The 16,081-nt window shown below is 34.4% G+C and carries 16 protein-coding genes; 2 read left to right on the top strand and 14 right to left on the bottom strand.

The window, feature by feature from the left end:
* Nucleotides 1-119: 119 nt before the first annotated feature.
* From AC4BC3_RS02435 to AC4BC3_RS02390, 10 genes are all read right to left on the bottom strand, one after another.
* Nucleotides 120-827 (bottom strand): class A sortase, encoded by a 708-nt coding sequence (locus tag AC4BC3_RS02435; RefSeq protein WP_490466877.1) that lies wholly within the window; start codon nucleotides 825-827, stop codon nucleotides 120-122.
* The gene (locus tag AC4BC3_RS02430; RefSeq protein WP_206910670.1) at nucleotides 824-1,171 is read right to left on the bottom strand and encodes a hypothetical protein; all 348 of its coding nucleotides are present in this window, start codon (nucleotides 1,169-1,171) and stop codon (nucleotides 824-826) included. Before AC4BC3_RS02430 ends, AC4BC3_RS02435 begins: the two co-directional genes overlap by 4 nt.
* Nucleotides 1,171-2,571, bottom strand: a complete 1,401-nt coding sequence (locus tag AC4BC3_RS02425) for a hypothetical protein (protein WP_490466876.1) — start codon at nucleotides 2,569-2,571, stop codon at nucleotides 1,171-1,173. The genes AC4BC3_RS02430 and AC4BC3_RS02425 overlap by 1 nt, the downstream gene beginning before the upstream one ends.
* Nucleotides 2,572-2,575: 4 nt before the next feature.
* A complete protein-coding gene (locus AC4BC3_RS02420) occupies nucleotides 2,576-3,637 on the bottom strand; it encodes a WxLIP family cell surface protein (protein ID WP_490466875.1) in 1,062 nt (353 codons plus the stop codon).
* A gap of 85 nt (nucleotides 3,638-3,722) precedes the next feature.
* On the bottom strand, nucleotides 3,723-4,301 hold the full coding sequence (locus tag AC4BC3_RS02415; protein WP_490466874.1) for a WxL domain-containing protein: 579 nt from the start codon (nucleotides 4,299-4,301) through the stop codon (nucleotides 3,723-3,725).
* Nucleotides 4,298-4,657 carry an LPXTG cell wall anchor domain-containing protein gene (locus AC4BC3_RS02410; RefSeq protein ID WP_206910656.1) on the bottom strand — a complete coding sequence of 120 codons (360 nt, stop codon included), beginning with the start codon at nucleotides 4,655-4,657 and terminating at the stop codon, nucleotides 4,298-4,300. The genes AC4BC3_RS02415 and AC4BC3_RS02410 overlap by 4 nt, the downstream gene beginning before the upstream one ends.
* Before the next feature lie 14 nt (nucleotides 4,658-4,671).
* The gene (locus AC4BC3_RS02405; protein ID WP_490466873.1) at nucleotides 4,672-6,852 is read right to left on the bottom strand and encodes a MucBP domain-containing protein; all 2,181 of its coding nucleotides are present in this window, start codon (nucleotides 6,850-6,852) and stop codon (nucleotides 4,672-4,674) included.
* A gap of 128 nt (nucleotides 6,853-6,980) precedes the next feature.
* Nucleotides 6,981-8,078, bottom strand: coding sequence for a non-hydrolyzing UDP-N-acetylglucosamine 2-epimerase (gene wecB, locus AC4BC3_RS02400; protein WP_206910651.1), 1,098 nt, complete (start codon nucleotides 8,076-8,078; stop codon nucleotides 6,981-6,983).
* 120 nt (nucleotides 8,079-8,198) lie between these two features.
* Complete coding sequence (locus AC4BC3_RS02395; protein WP_490466872.1) at nucleotides 8,199-9,503, bottom strand: glycosyltransferase family 2 protein; 1,305 nt, start codon at nucleotides 9,501-9,503, stop codon at nucleotides 8,199-8,201.
* Between the two features lie 289 nt (nucleotides 9,504-9,792).
* Nucleotides 9,793-11,784, bottom strand: coding sequence for an Ig-like domain-containing protein (locus AC4BC3_RS02390; RefSeq protein WP_490466871.1), 1,992 nt, complete (start codon nucleotides 11,782-11,784; stop codon nucleotides 9,793-9,795).
* Between the two features lie 355 nt (nucleotides 11,785-12,139).
* Here AC4BC3_RS02390 and AC4BC3_RS02385 point away from each other — a divergent pair, with 355 nt between their 5' ends.
* Entirely contained in the window at nucleotides 12,140-12,817 is a 678-nt protein-coding gene (locus AC4BC3_RS02385; protein ID WP_206910645.1) for a hypothetical protein, read from the top strand.
* A gap of 87 nt (nucleotides 12,818-12,904) precedes the next feature.
* Here AC4BC3_RS02385 and AC4BC3_RS02380 read toward each other — a convergent pair whose 3' ends face one another.
* From AC4BC3_RS02380 to gloA2, 4 genes are all read right to left on the bottom strand, one after another.
* Nucleotides 12,905-13,468 (bottom strand): GNAT family N-acetyltransferase, encoded by a 564-nt coding sequence (locus AC4BC3_RS02380; RefSeq protein WP_206910643.1) that lies wholly within the window; start codon nucleotides 13,466-13,468, stop codon nucleotides 12,905-12,907.
* 60 nt (nucleotides 13,469-13,528) lie between these two features.
* Entirely contained in the window at nucleotides 13,529-13,708 is a 180-nt protein-coding gene (locus tag AC4BC3_RS02375) for a hypothetical protein (RefSeq protein ID WP_206898682.1), read from the bottom strand.
* An 83-nt stretch (nucleotides 13,709-13,791) separates the two neighbouring features.
* The gene (locus AC4BC3_RS02370; RefSeq protein ID WP_206910641.1) at nucleotides 13,792-14,310 is read right to left on the bottom strand and encodes a PepSY domain-containing protein; all 519 of its coding nucleotides are present in this window, start codon (nucleotides 14,308-14,310) and stop codon (nucleotides 13,792-13,794) included.
* A 95-nt stretch (nucleotides 14,311-14,405) separates the two neighbouring features.
* Nucleotides 14,406-14,786, bottom strand: a complete 381-nt coding sequence (gloA2, locus tag AC4BC3_RS02365; protein ID WP_490466870.1) for an SMU1112c/YaeR family gloxylase I-like metalloprotein — start codon at nucleotides 14,784-14,786, stop codon at nucleotides 14,406-14,408.
* A 145-nt stretch (nucleotides 14,787-14,931) separates the two neighbouring features.
* Here gloA2 and AC4BC3_RS02360 point away from each other — a divergent pair, with 145 nt between their 5' ends.
* Nucleotides 14,932-16,002, top strand: coding sequence for an endonuclease/exonuclease/phosphatase family protein (locus AC4BC3_RS02360; RefSeq protein ID WP_490466869.1), 1,071 nt, complete (start codon nucleotides 14,932-14,934; stop codon nucleotides 16,000-16,002).
* Nucleotides 16,003-16,081: the final 79 nt, after the last annotated feature.

The following is a 16,081-nucleotide window of genomic DNA, read 5'->3' as shown; positions in this document are numbered from 1 at the left end:
GTTTTTTTATTATGATGGACTAAGTAGACATTCGCCAACTCAAAATTTCAAGTTATGTGTGAATAAACAAACGATTCGTCGAAAGGAAAGCACATTGTCTACTTCTTTTTTGATATATGTTAGAAGGTTCGAACAGGTGCATCAAATATACGCTGTAAAGATTCACTTTTTTTATCAATTTTTATTTTAGAAACCAAAGTTCCTTGAACAATTAATCGAGTTGTTGCCTGCATATCGCCACAAGTAATCAATGTAATTATTTTTTGATTTTCTGGCTCAGCTAATACAGATGTATCAGAGGGTGGTACCTTTTTCTTACTCGTTGTTTTATAAATATAGATATTTGTTAAATCCGTAATATAAATGTTGTCTCCGAGAGTAATCCTCTCAAGCGGTGTAAACAATAATTTGGGATTAGAGGCTCGATGACTAGCTAATATATAATTTTTCTCTCCCATTTTTTCTTGTTCAAATAAAGTACCTGCACCATATAAAAGTGAGTACTCGGAAATACCTTTGAAAATCGGCAAATTAATTTCTATATTAGGTATCGCGACACCACCAATAATTGGTAGGTCTGAACTATTTTTTCCTAACCTTGATTTTAATATTTCTCCATAGCCAATGGATTCCACGTTTGCAAAATCATAATTTTGATCCTGTCTTTGCTCATTTTTTTTGATTTCTTCTTTAGAAAAATGATTGATATTATACTCTGTTTCCATTTTTACCATAAAATAATTCTGAATTTGCTGATGAAAAATCAGCCCTAAACCAAATAAAAAAACAATACTATATAGACAAATTTGGATTACTTTTTTTATCATTTCAGCAACCTCTTTTGACCAAATATCAATGTACCTGAAATGGAACTATAGATATTACCCAACGAAGAGCTTTGCAAGCCACCATCATTCAATTTCGTAACGACTGGTTTAAGTTCATGCCTTGGTGCAAAGTGGACTGGTTGATTTAATAACGGAGAACGTTCTCTTCTTTTTCTATAAAATCCGATTCTAGTCACATCCGTCACATCCTGATGCTCATGGACTTGTTCAACGGTTTGATTCTTTGTTTGCGAAGTCAAATCAGCATTTGTCTGACCATTTACCTGGTTAGCGATTGCTAACAAAGAACTGCTAAATAATACGATCAACATATATTTTTTCATTATTTTTTATCCTTTAACTCTGTGACTAAATCGCCGAACACTTTCCAATCTTTTGCTGTTGGCGGACTGTTCCAAATGATGTAATGTGTGTTGAGATTATCTCCCAAGACATCTGATACATAAATATCTGTTTCTTCATTAAAAATATTATTCACATTTAAATTAGCAAACGGTAGATTTTCAATCATTTCCATAATATAACAGTTATATTCAGGACCAATTGAAAAATCGACAGATATCGTAATTACTTTTCTTAATGCACTCCATGATATTTTATTGATCAAACAAAAAGTAAGCTCTAGTAAGAGTGATTTATTTTCTGTTTGATTTCCAATAATCTTGATTATCTCCACGTTCTTAGTAAAATGATTCACTACTTGAATGATTTCACCATAATTTTCTTCCAAAACATTCAAGTAGTTAAAAATTTGCTGATCCATTATTAATCCTTTGTATACTACGTGTTTTAACAGAATGCTACGTATGGGATCAACTAAACGTTCTTTTTCTACTTGAATCTCAGGAATTGCAAAAAAATGCTCTAAAATAAAGTTCATCTTCTTATTCAGTTCTGGATTGATATCCAAACGATTATAATCCTTATCAATGAACTGATTAACATAAAGGAAGTTGAATAACATTTCTATATCTTCTTCACTAAATGATTTTTCTTTCATGTAGTTCTTGATATCTATTAAATTTTCTCTTTTCAACTCAAACAACTTTTTTGTTGTTTTGTCTGTTGAAACCTGTTCCTTGATCCTTAATAAGGACAGTCCCAAATACATCTCTAAATTTAGTTTTTCAAATCCATTGATATCTATAATTATTCTTTTGGTCTTTAAAAATTCGATGATATCTGTTACTTGATCTAAAATATCTGCCCCGAACGGATATTCATAAAATTTAAAGATGCCTGTATATAATTGCGCCACTAAAAATCTGAATTCTTCTTCAAGATAGTCATGTGAAAAGAAATCAATCGAATACTGAGCAAAAAATTCAATCAATTCTGTCCTAGTTTTATAAGCCTTTGATAAACTCGTATAATAATCAAACGAGAAATCTTCAATTGTTTTTTCTGGAAACTGGATCGAATAATCAAGTAATGAGAAAACAAAGGATTCTCTTCCATATTTCCAAATAAGTCTGTTGATTGAATCTAACCCATTCTTCTGAAACCGGTACTTATTGTTTACTTTTTCAATAAAGAAAAATTCATCTAGCTCCATTGACTCTAAGTCACTGACCAATGAATTAATTACTTTATTCGCAATAAAATAAGTCATATCAAATTTTGATTCAACATCTTTGACAGATACGAATTCATTTTCGGCATTTTCTATGAAGGAGAACACTCTTAACTTATCAAATTCACTATCAGAAAATATTGTCTTCATCACTTCACTTAACTTTTCTTTTATTTTCTAATTGGTTATTCAACCGTTTAATTTCCCTATTTTTTCGAACAAAAAGATAGATACAAAGCAATAAAAGTAATACGAATAGAATGATACCAATGATGATATATAACGTGTAACTGTCCTCGGCCCTCACAACGGCTTTTTCATTTAATTTTTGCGAAACTTCTTTTTTTATCGTAAAGTCTTGTGTGAATGCCCATTTTTGCTCTTTTGATAATACAGTGACTTTGGCAGTGTACTTACCCGGCTCTAATTTTTTCTCATTCAAACTTAAGTCAAAATCATACACAGAGTTGGGGGCAATTTGGGCACCTGACACATTTGTCTCATATTTCTTTTCGTCAGTCCCCTTTGTATAGATTGTAGCTTTCACTTGAACTTTATTCAAAAAAGCGGCACTTTCATTTTGGATTGGAATTTTGATCCCATTTCGTCCATTGATTTGATTTGGCGTGATTTTGCTCAAAGTGACATTATTTTTTGTGATTTTGTTCTTTCCATGTAAAACCACAGCAATCGTATAACCATATTCATTTTTAACTGCCATCCCATTTTTGTTCTCTTCATCTTTGTCGTCACTGTTCTTTTGAATAAAATTGATTCCTCCAGCTAACACACCATCAAATTCATTTTCTGGCATCTTAACTGTGTAAGAGACAATCTTTGATTCTTTTGCATTCAATTTTATCTCTTTCACATCTGGTTGAATAATCTTTGACAAGTTATTTTTTAACTGAGTATGTTGGAAATTTTTACTATTTTTATATTCAACCACTCCATTTGAGTTGGTAGAAGTCACATCGACAGAAGTATACACAGTGATTTCATGATCACTAGCGTTTTTGACTACCACGTTGAGTTTGTCATTTGTTTTAGGTTCAAGTCGCAAATCAAAATACGTAAGTGCTGGATCAACTTGTTTATCAGATGACTGTGGTTGAACTGTATAGTCTACACCTGAAGCATAGACTGGATTAAAGCTAATCAGAGTAACGAATAAAGCAATCCCTAAAATTGCCAGGTAGCTTATTATTTTTTTCATATTGCACTCTCCTCCAAAATTACAAAAGATAGCAAGATGACTTTTGGCAGTCATCTTGCTATATCAATGGTTAAATTATACAGTTTTAGTTATTTTCAACTGTATCATTCAATGTCCATGTTAAAGTTGTTTTGTATTGTCCTTGGACTTTAACAGTAGCACCTGGAACACTTAATGTTGAAGAACCTTTCGCAAAGTTTTCAACTGCTGTACCATTCCCTTCACCTTTTTGAGCATCCATAATTAAGCTTGCTTCACCTGTTGGTTTCAATGCAATGCCTGTTTTAACGTTTGCAACCGCAGTTGATGATGCATCTAACGTTGGTGTATCTAATGTGATTTGTGCATTTGTCAATTCATTTTCACCATTTTTAAATTGGCCTGTTTGAGCAACTTGTAAATTCCAACCTGTTAGTGTTCCACGAATATCTTGAACAGTTGCTTTTGTATCTGTTTCAGATTTATAACTTTCGTCGTTTGCAGAAATTGGATGATTACCAAAATCTAAGTTTGCTGCTTCGATTAATTTCAATCCATCAGCAGGTGTAGTAAAGCCGACATTTCCGTCAGTTGTTTTCGAATCCACTGCGTCAGCATGGATTGTAGTCCCACCAATTGTTAAAGTACCGAATAAGATTGCTGTTGATAATAAAAGTTTTTTCATTTTTGTTCGTCCTCTTTTCTTTTTTTTAAAAATATAATTAACATAGATAAAACTATGGCTAACCCAATAATAAATAAATAACGTTCATCTTGACTCCCTGTTTTTGGAAGGTTTTTTCCTGAACTTTGGTCAATTTTTGGTGATTCTGTTTTTTCTTGTGGCTGATCATTAATCTTGCCTGAAGTATCTGGTTGATCTGATGAATTACTATTCGAATTATCGTCAGAAGTTTTGTAGAAGCCGACAACAGCTTGAGAATCTTGTTTGTCAACTTCTCGTGCGAGTGTAATTCGTGATGAACAAGCAAATATCATAAAAACGGAAGCGATTAATGTCAGTAATTTCATTTTTTTCATCTCGATCGCCTCTCCTAATTATTGGAAACTGTATCTTCAACAGTCCATTGTATCGTTGCATCGTATTCATCAAGCACTGCGCCACCCGACTTCACGTGAAGGAATAGTCCAAAGTCATCATTCCAGTTTTGAGAAATATCCGTCACTTCATGGTTTTCAGTTTGTTTTGAGTAAATCATTGCAGAATTAGCTGAATTAATAGTTTGTACCACACCGTTTTCATCCTTATAATTCAGTGTTCCATCAAGTTTTCTACCCGTTTGTTTACCAGTAAATTCTTGCGTGAGTTGTGCAGTTACGCTCCATTGAGAGCCTAATTTTCGGAAATCTTGAATTTTCAAATCATTCTTTTTGTCTTGTATAGGATACGTTTCATCATTTCCTGATAGAGGGTGTTCACCAAAGCTGATTGTTTCAGGTGCTTCCACAAATAACAAATTTCCACGATAGACATATTTAACGGTCTGTGCTTGATCCGTAAATTTACCGGTTGCGTTATCTGGAGTTGTCAATAGCTGATACCCTTCGATCGTTAGCGCCTCTGTTTGATAAGGGTCATCGATTTTTCCAGTGAGCACTTTGTTAGGTGCGATTTCGTTGCCATCTTCATCAAGGTACATCACTGTAATGGGGGCTGCCACTGCTTTTTCGATAATATGAATTATCGCTGTTTTTTTAGTAGTATGACTGGTTGAATTCGTTACTGTGTATTCAACTGGATAATCACCTACTACATTCGGATTGACTTGTGAGTAATCAACCGTGATGTCCTTAGTGATATCACCATCATTCGTGTCTTTCGCCGTGATATTCTTCATGATTTCTTCTTTGATGTTCGAATCATTCAAATAACCTGTATAGAAGGTTTTATCTTCAGCCTTTATATTTGGAAAAATTGTACTTTCACCTTCACTGCTAAATAAGTTATTTAAGTCAAATCTATCGGTTATTGTTTCACTAGTAGCTTTATTCGTTTTATAAACCCATGCACTTGTATGATAAGTAAGCGAATCACTATCAACATGTGCTTGCGCTGACATCAAGACTCTGACTTTGCTACCAAGTAAACTACCTTCATTTTTCGTTCTAAATGTAGCAGTTACTTTTTGAATACCTCCAGAAGGCTCTATTCGTAAGTTATATTCACTGGGATCAATTGCTTGTAATTTGCCAGTTGACCAACGGTTATATAACTTAAAATCACTGGCATCAACTGAGATATTCGCATCGGTTACTCGATTTCCTTCACCATCGTAAGGAATTATTTGCCAAATGATCGTATAGAAATCGTCTGGTCCTAGCTCGTAGTTAATCAATGGATTGGCCTCAACAAAGTTTTGGATTATGTCACTTCCACGACCAAACATTCCTGTTGGAAGACCTTCAACCTCTGTGCCGTTCTTACCAATAAAATTACCAGCATCTTCTGTCGAGATTCCCCAAAAGGCATTTGCCAGTCCGTAAGCAGGTGGCGGATTTTCTCCATCATCTTTTACTTTAAAGTTAGGATTCGCATTGTTAACAGCGTGCGTCGTACCGTCTGGATCAGTAGAAGTAATATTCACGTTATAGCTTTTCCCCTCTTCGCCAATGATTGTTCCTGCAACAACAAATGAAATATCTGCATTCCCCACAATTTCTTTTTTCAGCTCAAAAGTCACTACTCCAGTAGCAGGATCTTTCGTCGCATTAAAGTACTCCGCAATTATTGGATCTAAAAGGACTAAACCATTGATATCAATACCATCTAACGGAAATGTGATAACGATCTTTGTTCCAATTGGAATCGAATTACCGTCTTTATTCGTTAGATGAACCTTGCCTTCATAGCTTCCACCCTTAGAATATTCATTAGCATCTGCACTATAGGAAACACTTCCATCTTCAAGAGATACCGTATTGATTTTTTGATCATCGTCACTTGCTTTAGTAGTTGTATCAGTTGTTACAGTTTTGTCTGTCGTTGGGTCTGTGCTAGTTTTCGTTTCTGAAGTTGACGTCTCACTAGTACTTGTCGTATCAACTGTTACTTTTTCATTTGTCGGATCCGTACTACTAATCGTTTTTTCAACGACTTCTTTTGAACTTTCAGCAACTACCGAGACACTTGAGCCTACTAAACTGGAAGATACACTTAGAAGTAACATCGAACTGATTCCAATCGTTTTGAATGTCTTCTTTTTGATTCTTTTCAAGTTTGCTTCCCTCCTTCCCCTTTCTATCATCTTAGAAAATAACGCCCCCTTTCGTAATCTAGAATACCTTCTTCTCACTATGATTTCTTTTCTATTTTTCAAAAGCCATTTTGAATTTATAAAAAAAATCAAAAATGAAAATAATTTGCTAATGCTTCAAGGATATATTTGCTCGCGTGGCCGTCTCCATATGGATTGGTTGCCCCACTCATTTTTTCATACACAGAAGCATCCACAAGTAGTTCTTTAACTTCTTTGTATACCATTTCTTTCTGAGTTCCAATCAATTTTAAGGTTCCTGCAGCTACACCTTCTGGGCGCTCCGTTGTATTTCTCAACACAAGAACAGGAACACCTGTATAGGGTGCCTCTTCTTGTACTCCACCTGAATCAGTAAGAACTAAATAACAACGACTAAGCACATTGTGAAAATCATTAACAGATAATGGTTCAATCAGCTTCACTTGTTTCGATTGACTTAAATGACTAGCAACTAAATTTCGTACCTTAGGGTTTTTGTGAATGGGAAAAATGACATTAACATCTGGAAATTCAGCAATCAGTTCATTGATTGCTTGACAAACGTCGATCATAGGCTGACCGATATTTTCTCTTCGGTGCATCGTGACTAAAATTGTTCGCTTTCCTTTTTCTAAAATTGAATTCTCATATTTTTCCTGAATCGTATAATTCATCATGTCAATTGCTGTATTTCCCGTGACAAAGATTCTCTTTTCGATATGCCCTTCTCTTACTAAATTTTTTTTACTGATCGTAGTTGGTGCAAAATAAATATCGCTAAGAACATCCGTCATTTGTCGGTTCATCTCTTCTGGAAACGGACTGTGTTTATCCCACGTTCGTAAACCTGCCTCAACATGACCAATCGGTATTTGTTTATAAAACGCTGCTAACGCTGAAGCAAAAGTAGTCGTCGTATCACCATGTACAAATACCATATCTGGTTTCTCTATTTCTAAAACATCCCCTAAATTTTCTAAGATCATTTGGGTAGTATCTGCTAATGTTTGGTTTTCTTTCATAATGTTCAAATCATATGCTGGCGTAATCTCGAATAACTCTAAGACTTGATCCAACATATCTCGATGCTGACCAGTTACAACAACGATTGGTTTGAACATTTTACTTGATTCCATTTCTAAAATTAACGGAATCATCTTGATTGCTTCAGGACGGGTCCCGAAAATTATCAGGATTTTTTTCATGTATTTCATTCTCCATTTCCTTTATACTGATAGTAAAAAAAGAGCTAATATGCCAAAAACAATCAGTAAATATAAAAAATTTCTGCTATAAATTTTTCGTTTATTTTTCCGTACCATTGATTACTCCACCTTTTCAAATTTGGCTGAATGAACTGTTTTATTCCATTTATTTTGGGGTCTGAACCATGTAAAGAATCCAACAATTTGCGCAATCATATATGTCAAAGAGTTGTATATAAAACTATAAACAAGTCTTAAGAAAAAGCTGACTTTACTCATCAAAGTTTTCTTTGCTTTAAAATACGGTTCCGCTTCTTCAAGAAAATACAAGGTGGGAATCAAAAGAAAGTTGAATGCTTCCATCCCTACCCAAAAAATCAATAGTGAGAATAATTGTGGCAAATAACCTAATAACCTAAAATCAAGAAGACTAAAAAATAAAATAATCAAAAATGCAACTGGTCTGACCATTGAATAAGAATAAAACAACGTTTCAAATTTGCTCATAAATTCATTGATTGACTTTACTTTAAATAAGGAGTTAATTTGCTTGAATGTTGTCGAAAATGCAACATACCAATGTCCTTGTGCCCATCTTGTCCGTTGATTATGACTAGCTTTAAATGAATTTGGCTTTTCATCATGAACCACTGCAAAATGATTCCAACCACTTTTTTTCCCTTCGATAGAAAGCTCTACTTGTAGCTCAAAATCTTCCGTATAACTTCTGGGGTTCCAACCACGTTGTTCTAAGTAGATCGTATCCAAGATAAATCCAGTTCCACCAATTGCTGCATTCCAACCGAGCAAATAATTAGCGTATTGAACAGCTCTATTTGTAATAAAATACACAGCAGCATAGCCTGAAGCAGTAATCGAAGTTGCAACATTTTTCATTCCTAAATATCCTTGGATAACAACAAACTCTGGATGGGCAATAATTTGTGAATTCATCTCGGTTAAGTAATTTTCATCAACAATATTATCTGCATCAATAAAGGCAATATAATCATACTTTTTCCAGTGATTTGTCTCGATATATCGCGCGATTGCATGTGGTTTTCCTCTTGGTTCATCCGGTTTTGAATGATTCTCAAAAACTAACGCATTTTCTAATTCACTCACAACTTTCGCTGTATTATCCGTACAATTATCAGCAATTACGACAATATCAAAAAGTTCATGATCATATTGCTGATTCAATAGGGCTTGAACCGTATCTCCAATTACATCTTCTTCGTTGTGCGCTGGGACTAAAAACAAAAATTTTTTCGTTGGAGAGACAATTGAGTAATCTCTTTTTGGTTTTTTTATGCCGAAAATAGATAATGTTGTAAAAAAAATCAAATTTCCAAACACTAAGATAATCAGGCAGACACAAATAAAACTCAGTGCATTAAAAACAATATCTGGTAAAACAAACATAGTTACACTCCTCAAACTTTTCAGATATGGATAAGAGATATCTTTATGCTAAAATCTCTATGATGATTTTTCCCCCCCTCGTAAAATTCTCTACCTCTTTGATCCTGTCGAACATCTTAACACCATCAAAAAACAGATTTCCTTTTTAAATTCTTAATCGCAATTAAAATTTTAGAAAATAATATGATTATCCCAAAATTAAAATAACAAAAAGACATATCCAGAAACCGTAGAAGATTTCCAAATACATCTTTTAAGTGGATCATTTTAGTTTTCGTACGCATGCGTCTCAACCAATTTGGATATAACCAACATTTCCCTGATTGATTGGTGTCGCTGTCGTATTACTTGGTAATGTAGTAGAACCAATTTCTTTAAAAATCGTATGATAATTCGGATCTGGATTTTGTCCAGAACCTGGCGTCACATCTAAATCTTCTGAATCATAGTGATCACCTATTGACATCGAGATAACCAATTTATATGTGCCTGATGGAAGTTGAGCTAAGTCATCTTTCGTAATGATTGCTTGATAACCATTGTACACTCCTGTATTATACCAATCTGTATTAACACAGTTCACTGAAAATACCGCATTATTCTCAGCATCATATAAAGACATCACTTTATGAACATTATCTGAATTCGTCAAGTCGTAATCAGCATTATCAATGGATCCTTCCAAGATCAGACCATAAGATTGCCAATAACCTAATTTGAAGTGATTAATTGTTTCGACATCTAAATGCTTCACTACTTGATCAACAGGCTCACTTTGTTGCCCATCTTTTTCTTGTACCACTGTAATAACCGTTCCAGCCTCTTGTGGTGTAATATCAATTGACCATTTTCCATCCGAGCCTACCACAGTTCGACCAATCTCAACACCGTTGATGGTTGCGATGATCGTATCTCCAGGAACACCTATCCCAGTTATTTTGTTATCTCTGTCATAAACTTCATTAAAGGAAGGTTTAGGAACTTCTTCTGCGATGTCATCACCAATTACTAATTTATAAGGATTTTTGTACGTTAGCTTACTTAATATATCCGCGATATTCGACTGGATCACACTTCCAATACTACCGCCTTTCATGTTAAAGCTAGCTTCCAAGTGTTCATTAACTGCGAAATCCGGTTTTTCAGTTATAGATGTCTCCCAACCAGCAATATGATCAGTTGTAAGATTAAGAATCCCTCTTTCGCCAAAGTTCGTCGCAAGATCTCCCAAAATCCCTTTTAATTCAAGCTTTTTCATTCCATTAAAAGTCATAGTCACGTCAGGTCCAGTTTTGATAACATCTGCATGGACATTCTCATTATGGTCAATCTGAATACTTGATTCAGGATTAGCTACTAATTCTTTATTAACAATGAGTGTTGGTGATCCTGGGTGGATTGTTTTTTCACGATTGACTGATAGCAACGCATTACGATCAATTGTTACTGTACTAAAACCATTATCTTTACTAAGTTCTGCAGCAGAAATAAATTTTACCTGTGCACCAGATTTGATACTTAAATCCAAGTTGCCAGCACTATTTTGGAATGCTTGGGCACCTTCATTCAAAATATTCACCTGTGCATCTTCATTGATGGTCAAGGAAGGATGAGCTGAAGTAAAATTAAAGGTTGTATCTGTATTTCCAACATGCTTCACATCAAAATTACCTGCAATCGACATATTTGCAACTTCCGCAAATTGTTTGACTGGAGAAACAGAATCAACATTTGCGATTTCAAACGTATTATTTCCAAAAAAAGTCGCAGTTCCACCAGAATTTCTAAGGAACTGTGGTCCAGTATAGCTAATATTCTCAAAATTTGTTGTCACATTTTTAGCAATTTCAGCAATCCCAATCGTTCCATAGTAATTTTTTCCTTCAATTACTGCATTTTTCAAATTAACTTCTTTTGTTCCTGTATTAGAAGAAACGTGAATTGTATCATAAAGACTTGAGGAATTTTTTTCTGTCAACTTATGTCCTTGAAAATCAATTGTTACCGATGCTTTATTCTTACTGATTGAGATCCCAGAAGTCATCACAATATCATTTTTAACAATCACATTTGTGATATTGTTGTTTCCCTCTAAATAATTTTTCAGCTGAGTAAAATTTTCCACATATTGTGTTAATCCCGAACTACTTTGAATACCTACAACTTCTTCTGCGTGTGTAATAATTGTTTGACTACCGATGATTTGACCCGTTAAAGTCAAAATCATTGTTGCGGATACAATACCCTTCAAAATCCTTCTGCAATACAAATGTTTCTTCATTTTTTCATCCCCTTTACTAAGTATGCTTTAATAATATTTTTTAAAAAAATGAATGTCAAAGTTATTTTATTATTATTTTTCAATTTTAATGCTAGATTCCTTGCGTCACTTGACATTCCTCATTTTTTAAGATTGATTTTCAAAATTAAATAAACTAAAAAAAGCATAACATAAAATAAAAACGTTATTTTAAAAAACACAAAATGCACATGTTATTCTTTTCACAACAATCTTTTTATTTAGTAAAAGCACAGATGTTATGGTTATATATCGCTGTTTGACGAAAACGCATACCATCTGTATCATCAGTTATGTAATAAAATTTATATAACAAAAAAATAAGTGAGGTAGAGAAATGAAAAAAACAGTTTTAGCAAGTTCATTAGGGTTACTTTTAGCAGTTGGCACACTTGGAACACCACTTGTGCACGCAGATGTTCAAGAAAATAACGTTATTCAAACATCAACAGTTAAAGAAGGTGACGTTGGAATTGATCCTTACACTTTGATTGTTGCTGCAAATGGAAACTTAGAAGGTCAAATGGTTCCTTATATTGAAGGACTAGATTTCACAGGAAAAATGGATTTACACTACAGTGCTCAAAACTACGGTTTTGTTGATGGCGATATTGGTGTACTAATGATTAAACTACCTGAACAATTTAAGTTCGTGGCTTCTGTACCTGATTTTGCAAAACACATTACAGGCAATGTATCGGCAAAAACAATTCTAGGACATAACACTGAGCCAATTTCTCCAGAAAACGTTCAATCTTATTCAGACCGTATTTTGATTACAGTCCCAACTTCACTCTGGATTGGTCAAGGAGATGTAACAGCAGATATCACTATTGATTACGGTGGATTTTTAGCACAATACCCAACGCTTCCAATCCCAGATGCACCTATGGGATATGAGTTCCAAGCACAATTAAAATACGATTCTGCTATGTGGGACGTTATCACTGATCCAATAATCGGAACAGATAACGAAACACTCTTCACAACAGACACTAGTGCGATTTACAAATAGATCCATTCAATAAAAAACTCCTGAGACATACTGAGTGTCTCAGGAGTTTTTTCTATTATTCAAACCTAATCAATCTACAAACTACTTTTATATTGTTTTTTGCATGTGTTCATATTGATGTCCACTGATTTTCATTTCTTCAACAACCTTAAAACCATGACGTTCATATAATTTTTTTGCTTGTGGATTTTGTTGATCTACACTCAAACCGATGGTTGCTCGGTTCGCTTTTTCTGCTAACATTGGCAACGCCTCTAATAATTTAGAACCAATTCCTTTTCCTCGAAATTTCTCAGAAACAGAAATCGTATCCAGATACCATTCATTAGGAAGCGTTTCTTTATCTATAAATAAATATTGATCACGTGGGAGTCCATGTTTTTCTAAAATATCAGCCAAAGGCAAATCAATCACAGGTTCTTCCTCATCTGTGTAACCAAAAGCAATACCTGCCACTTTGCCATCTATTTCCTCAACGATCCCACGAGTATAGCTATAACGATAGTTAGGATCAGCTATTGCATCAATTAAAACTTCAATTGTTTTTTGCTCACCAAAGGTTTGAACAAAAGGTAACTCCATATCTTTCAAAATGACCAAAATCAACGGCGCAATTTCAGGTCCGTCTTCTTTTTTTGCAAAACGAATCATAGTTATTCTCTCTCCTTTTCTTGCCATTGTAGCATTTGGAAAAAGAAAGTGCAAAATTCGTTATTTTAAATAATTTTCAATTTTTTGGGTAACAAAGTAACCGTGAGAGACTCGTTTCGCTGCTTCTTCGCGACAATAAGGACAGACAATTGGCACCTCTTTATCCACGTGTTCTACAACATTTCCAACTTCATGATACGCAAATCTTTTACCACAATGTGGGCACACCATCTTTTCCATAATCTCAACTTCCTTTCGGTTTTCACACTTTTAGATTACTCTTATATGCAAAAAAAGAGAAGTGATAACCTTCTCTTTTCGGACTATGTTGATATTAAAAATTGTCGGATTTTTTTCTCAGCTAAAAGATGGATATTGTAGTAAAACTTTCCTTCTTTTTCAAGAATTTCCCAAGCATGAACTTTCGCTCGTTTATTCCCAGAAACAGCGATTGCCTCTTTCATAGCCACTTGTGGTTTTTTGACGTTGCGCAGTTTTTTTATATCTAATTGTTTCTGATTTTGTTTTTTTTGTTGGCTAACAGCTCTCATCGTTGCTTTTCCTGTCGTTGGATTGACAACAACTTCATGATCTTTGTCTACAAATAAATAACTATAAGCTGAACTAGCAGTTCTCTTAACTTCATCAGGTAAAAAAAAGCCGATACTTGTTACTTTCTGACTGTGTGCTTCCTCTTCAAAAATTGAAATGGCTTGTTCTAGAGAAATTTGATAATCTTGCTCACTCAGATCATCTGGTTGAAAAGTCGCATTTAACAAACCCATTCCACCCGCAACACCAACGAACACTAAAGCAGCCAAAGTAAGAACGATTTTTTTCATTTGCTTACTCCCTTTTCCCAATTTTTTTTCAGTATACCAAGACTCTATTTTTGGAAAAATCGAAGCAAGTGAAAAAGAAGTGACAGTTTTGTTATCTATTCATGTAATTCAAGTGGCAAGCCATCTGGATCAAAGAAAAACGTCATTTTTTCCCCTGTAAAGGTATCTGTTCTAAGCGGCTCTGTTTCAATCCCCATTTCCTGAAGTTCAGCTATAACTTGTTCAATCCGATCGACTTTAAAAGCCAGATGGCGTAACCCACATGCTTCTGGATAATTGGGTCTTGCTGGTGCAGAAGCAATTCCAAAGATCTCCAATTCAGTCTCTCCTAATCTTAAGTCTAGTTTGTAATCATCTCTATCTGCACGATAATTTTCACGAATTACTTCAAAGCCTAATTTTTCGACGTAAAATTCTCGTGATTTTTGATAATCAGAAACAATGATTGCTACATGGTGGATAGTTGATAAGTTCATTATTTTTTTTCCTTTCTTAACTAAAACAAAAACTTGTTAGTAAAACTTTTAGAATCATGATAATTTCATCTATTTATTATAATCACAAACTCCTCGCTTCTTAGTTGAATTACTGCTAAGATAAAGATGTTTCAAGGAGGAAAAAATGAAAAAATCACTAAAAATACTTTTATCAATACTCGCAATTCTTTCACTTATTATAACAGTCTATGTTGGCTATGTGTATCTAAGTTATCACCGAGAAGCCGATGATCAGGTACTCCCTATCCAGTCAAGTAGGGCAGCTAAAGATATCCAGACAACTCAAGATTATCGAATCATGACCTATAATATTGGTTATGCCGCCTATCCGCCTAATTATAGTTTTTTCATGGATGGAGGCACTGAGTCACGCGCATTTACTAAACAAAATGTTCAACATAACTTACAGAAAATTCAGGATGTTATTCAAGAACAACAACCAGACTTTGCCTTCCTTCAAGAAGTTGACAAAAAGGCAACTCGTTCTTATAACGTGGATGAAGTTACCGCACTTTCACAAAATTTTAGCGACTATTCATCTGTTTATGGTCAAAATTATAACTCAGCTTATCTTTTTTATCCAATCACGCAACCGATTGGTAAATCACAATCCGGTCTGGTTACTTTTAGTAAAGGAATGATTGCTGAAAGTAGACGGTATTCTTTACCCATCGAGACTGGATTCAATAAATTTTTTGACTTAGACCGTGCATTTACAGTAAGTAAGGTTCCTGTTGCAAACGGCAGATTTCTTTCCCTTTATAACTTACATCTTTCGGCTTATACAAAAGATCCTGCTATCCAAAAAGCACAAATCAAAAAACTAGCTGCACAATTGAAAAAAGATCAAGCAGAAAAAAATTATGTTATTGTAGGAGGCGACTATAATCATACGCTACTACCTGACAGCGAAAAAATTTTTGGCAAAGCAAAAGAAGAACTAAGTTGGACACACGCATTCCCTGAAGAACTTTTACCGAAGGGCATGCACATCGTTCGCAAAAATTTAGCTGAAAAAGCAGTTCCTTCTGTACGCAATTTAAACGAAGCTTATCAGCCAAACAAAACTTTCGTCACGTTAATTGATGGATTTTTGGTTTCTGACAATCTTTCAGTCAAAAATATCCAAGTAATTGATACGCAGTTTGCTTACTCAGACCATAATCCAGTTCAGATGACATTCTCACTTCAATAAAAAGAAAAGCCAAGAGTCAGTTAATTGACTCTTGGCTTTTTTGTTTAAGCTATGCTTTGAAATGTTTTCTTTTTTTCAG

The sequence above is a fragment of the Enterococcus sp. AAFC-DPL-6103 genome (assembly GCF_058216595.1).
Note: the sequence above shows the minus strand (reverse complement) of the source record. Positions and strands in the feature narration are given on the sequence as shown.

Excerpts from the sequence above, each read along its gene's own strand:
- AC4BC3_RS02435 (WP_490466877.1), bottom strand. The coding sequence starts at position 827 with ATGATAAAAAAAGTAATCCAAATTTGTCTATATAGTATTGTTTTTTTA.
- AC4BC3_RS02430 (WP_206910670.1), bottom strand. The coding sequence starts at position 1,171 with ATGAAAAAATATATGTTGATCGTATTATTTAGCAGTTCTTTGTTAGCA.
- AC4BC3_RS02425 (WP_490466876.1), bottom strand. The coding sequence starts at position 2,571 with ATGAAGACAATATTTTCTGATAGTGAATTTGATAAGTTAAGAGTGTTC.
- AC4BC3_RS02420 (WP_490466875.1), bottom strand. The coding sequence starts at position 3,637 with ATGAAAAAAATAATAAGCTACCTGGCAATTTTAGGGATTGCTTTATTC.
- AC4BC3_RS02415 (WP_490466874.1), bottom strand. The coding sequence starts at position 4,301 with ATGAAAAAACTTTTATTATCAACAGCAATCTTATTCGGTACTTTAACA.
- AC4BC3_RS02410 (WP_206910656.1), bottom strand. The coding sequence starts at position 4,657 with ATGAAAAAAATGAAATTACTGACATTAATCGCTTCCGTTTTTATGATA.
- wecB (WP_206910651.1), bottom strand. The coding sequence starts at position 8,078 with ATGAAAAAAATCCTGATAATTTTCGGGACCCGTCCTGAAGCAATCAAG.
- AC4BC3_RS02395 (WP_490466872.1), bottom strand. The coding sequence starts at position 9,503 with ATGTTTGTTTTACCAGATATTGTTTTTAATGCACTGAGTTTTATTTGT.
- AC4BC3_RS02390 (WP_490466871.1), bottom strand. The coding sequence starts at position 11,784 with ATGAAGAAACATTTGTATTGCAGAAGGATTTTGAAGGGTATTGTATCC.
- AC4BC3_RS02385 (WP_206910645.1), top strand. The coding sequence starts at position 12,140 with ATGAAAAAAACAGTTTTAGCAAGTTCATTAGGGTTACTTTTAGCAGTT.
- AC4BC3_RS02380 (WP_206910643.1), bottom strand. The coding sequence starts at position 13,468 with ATGATTCGTTTTGCAAAAAAAGAAGACGGACCTGAAATTGCGCCGTTG.
- AC4BC3_RS02375 (WP_206898682.1), bottom strand. The coding sequence starts at position 13,708 with ATGGAAAAGATGGTGTGCCCACATTGTGGTAAAAGATTTGCGTATCAT.
- AC4BC3_RS02370 (WP_206910641.1), bottom strand. The coding sequence starts at position 14,310 with ATGAAAAAAATCGTTCTTACTTTGGCTGCTTTAGTGTTCGTTGGTGTT.
- gloA2 (WP_490466870.1), bottom strand. The coding sequence starts at position 14,786 with ATGAACTTATCAACTATCCACCATGTAGCAATCATTGTTTCTGATTAT.
- AC4BC3_RS02360 (WP_490466869.1), top strand. The coding sequence starts at position 14,932 with ATGAAAAAATCACTAAAAATACTTTTATCAATACTCGCAATTCTTTCA.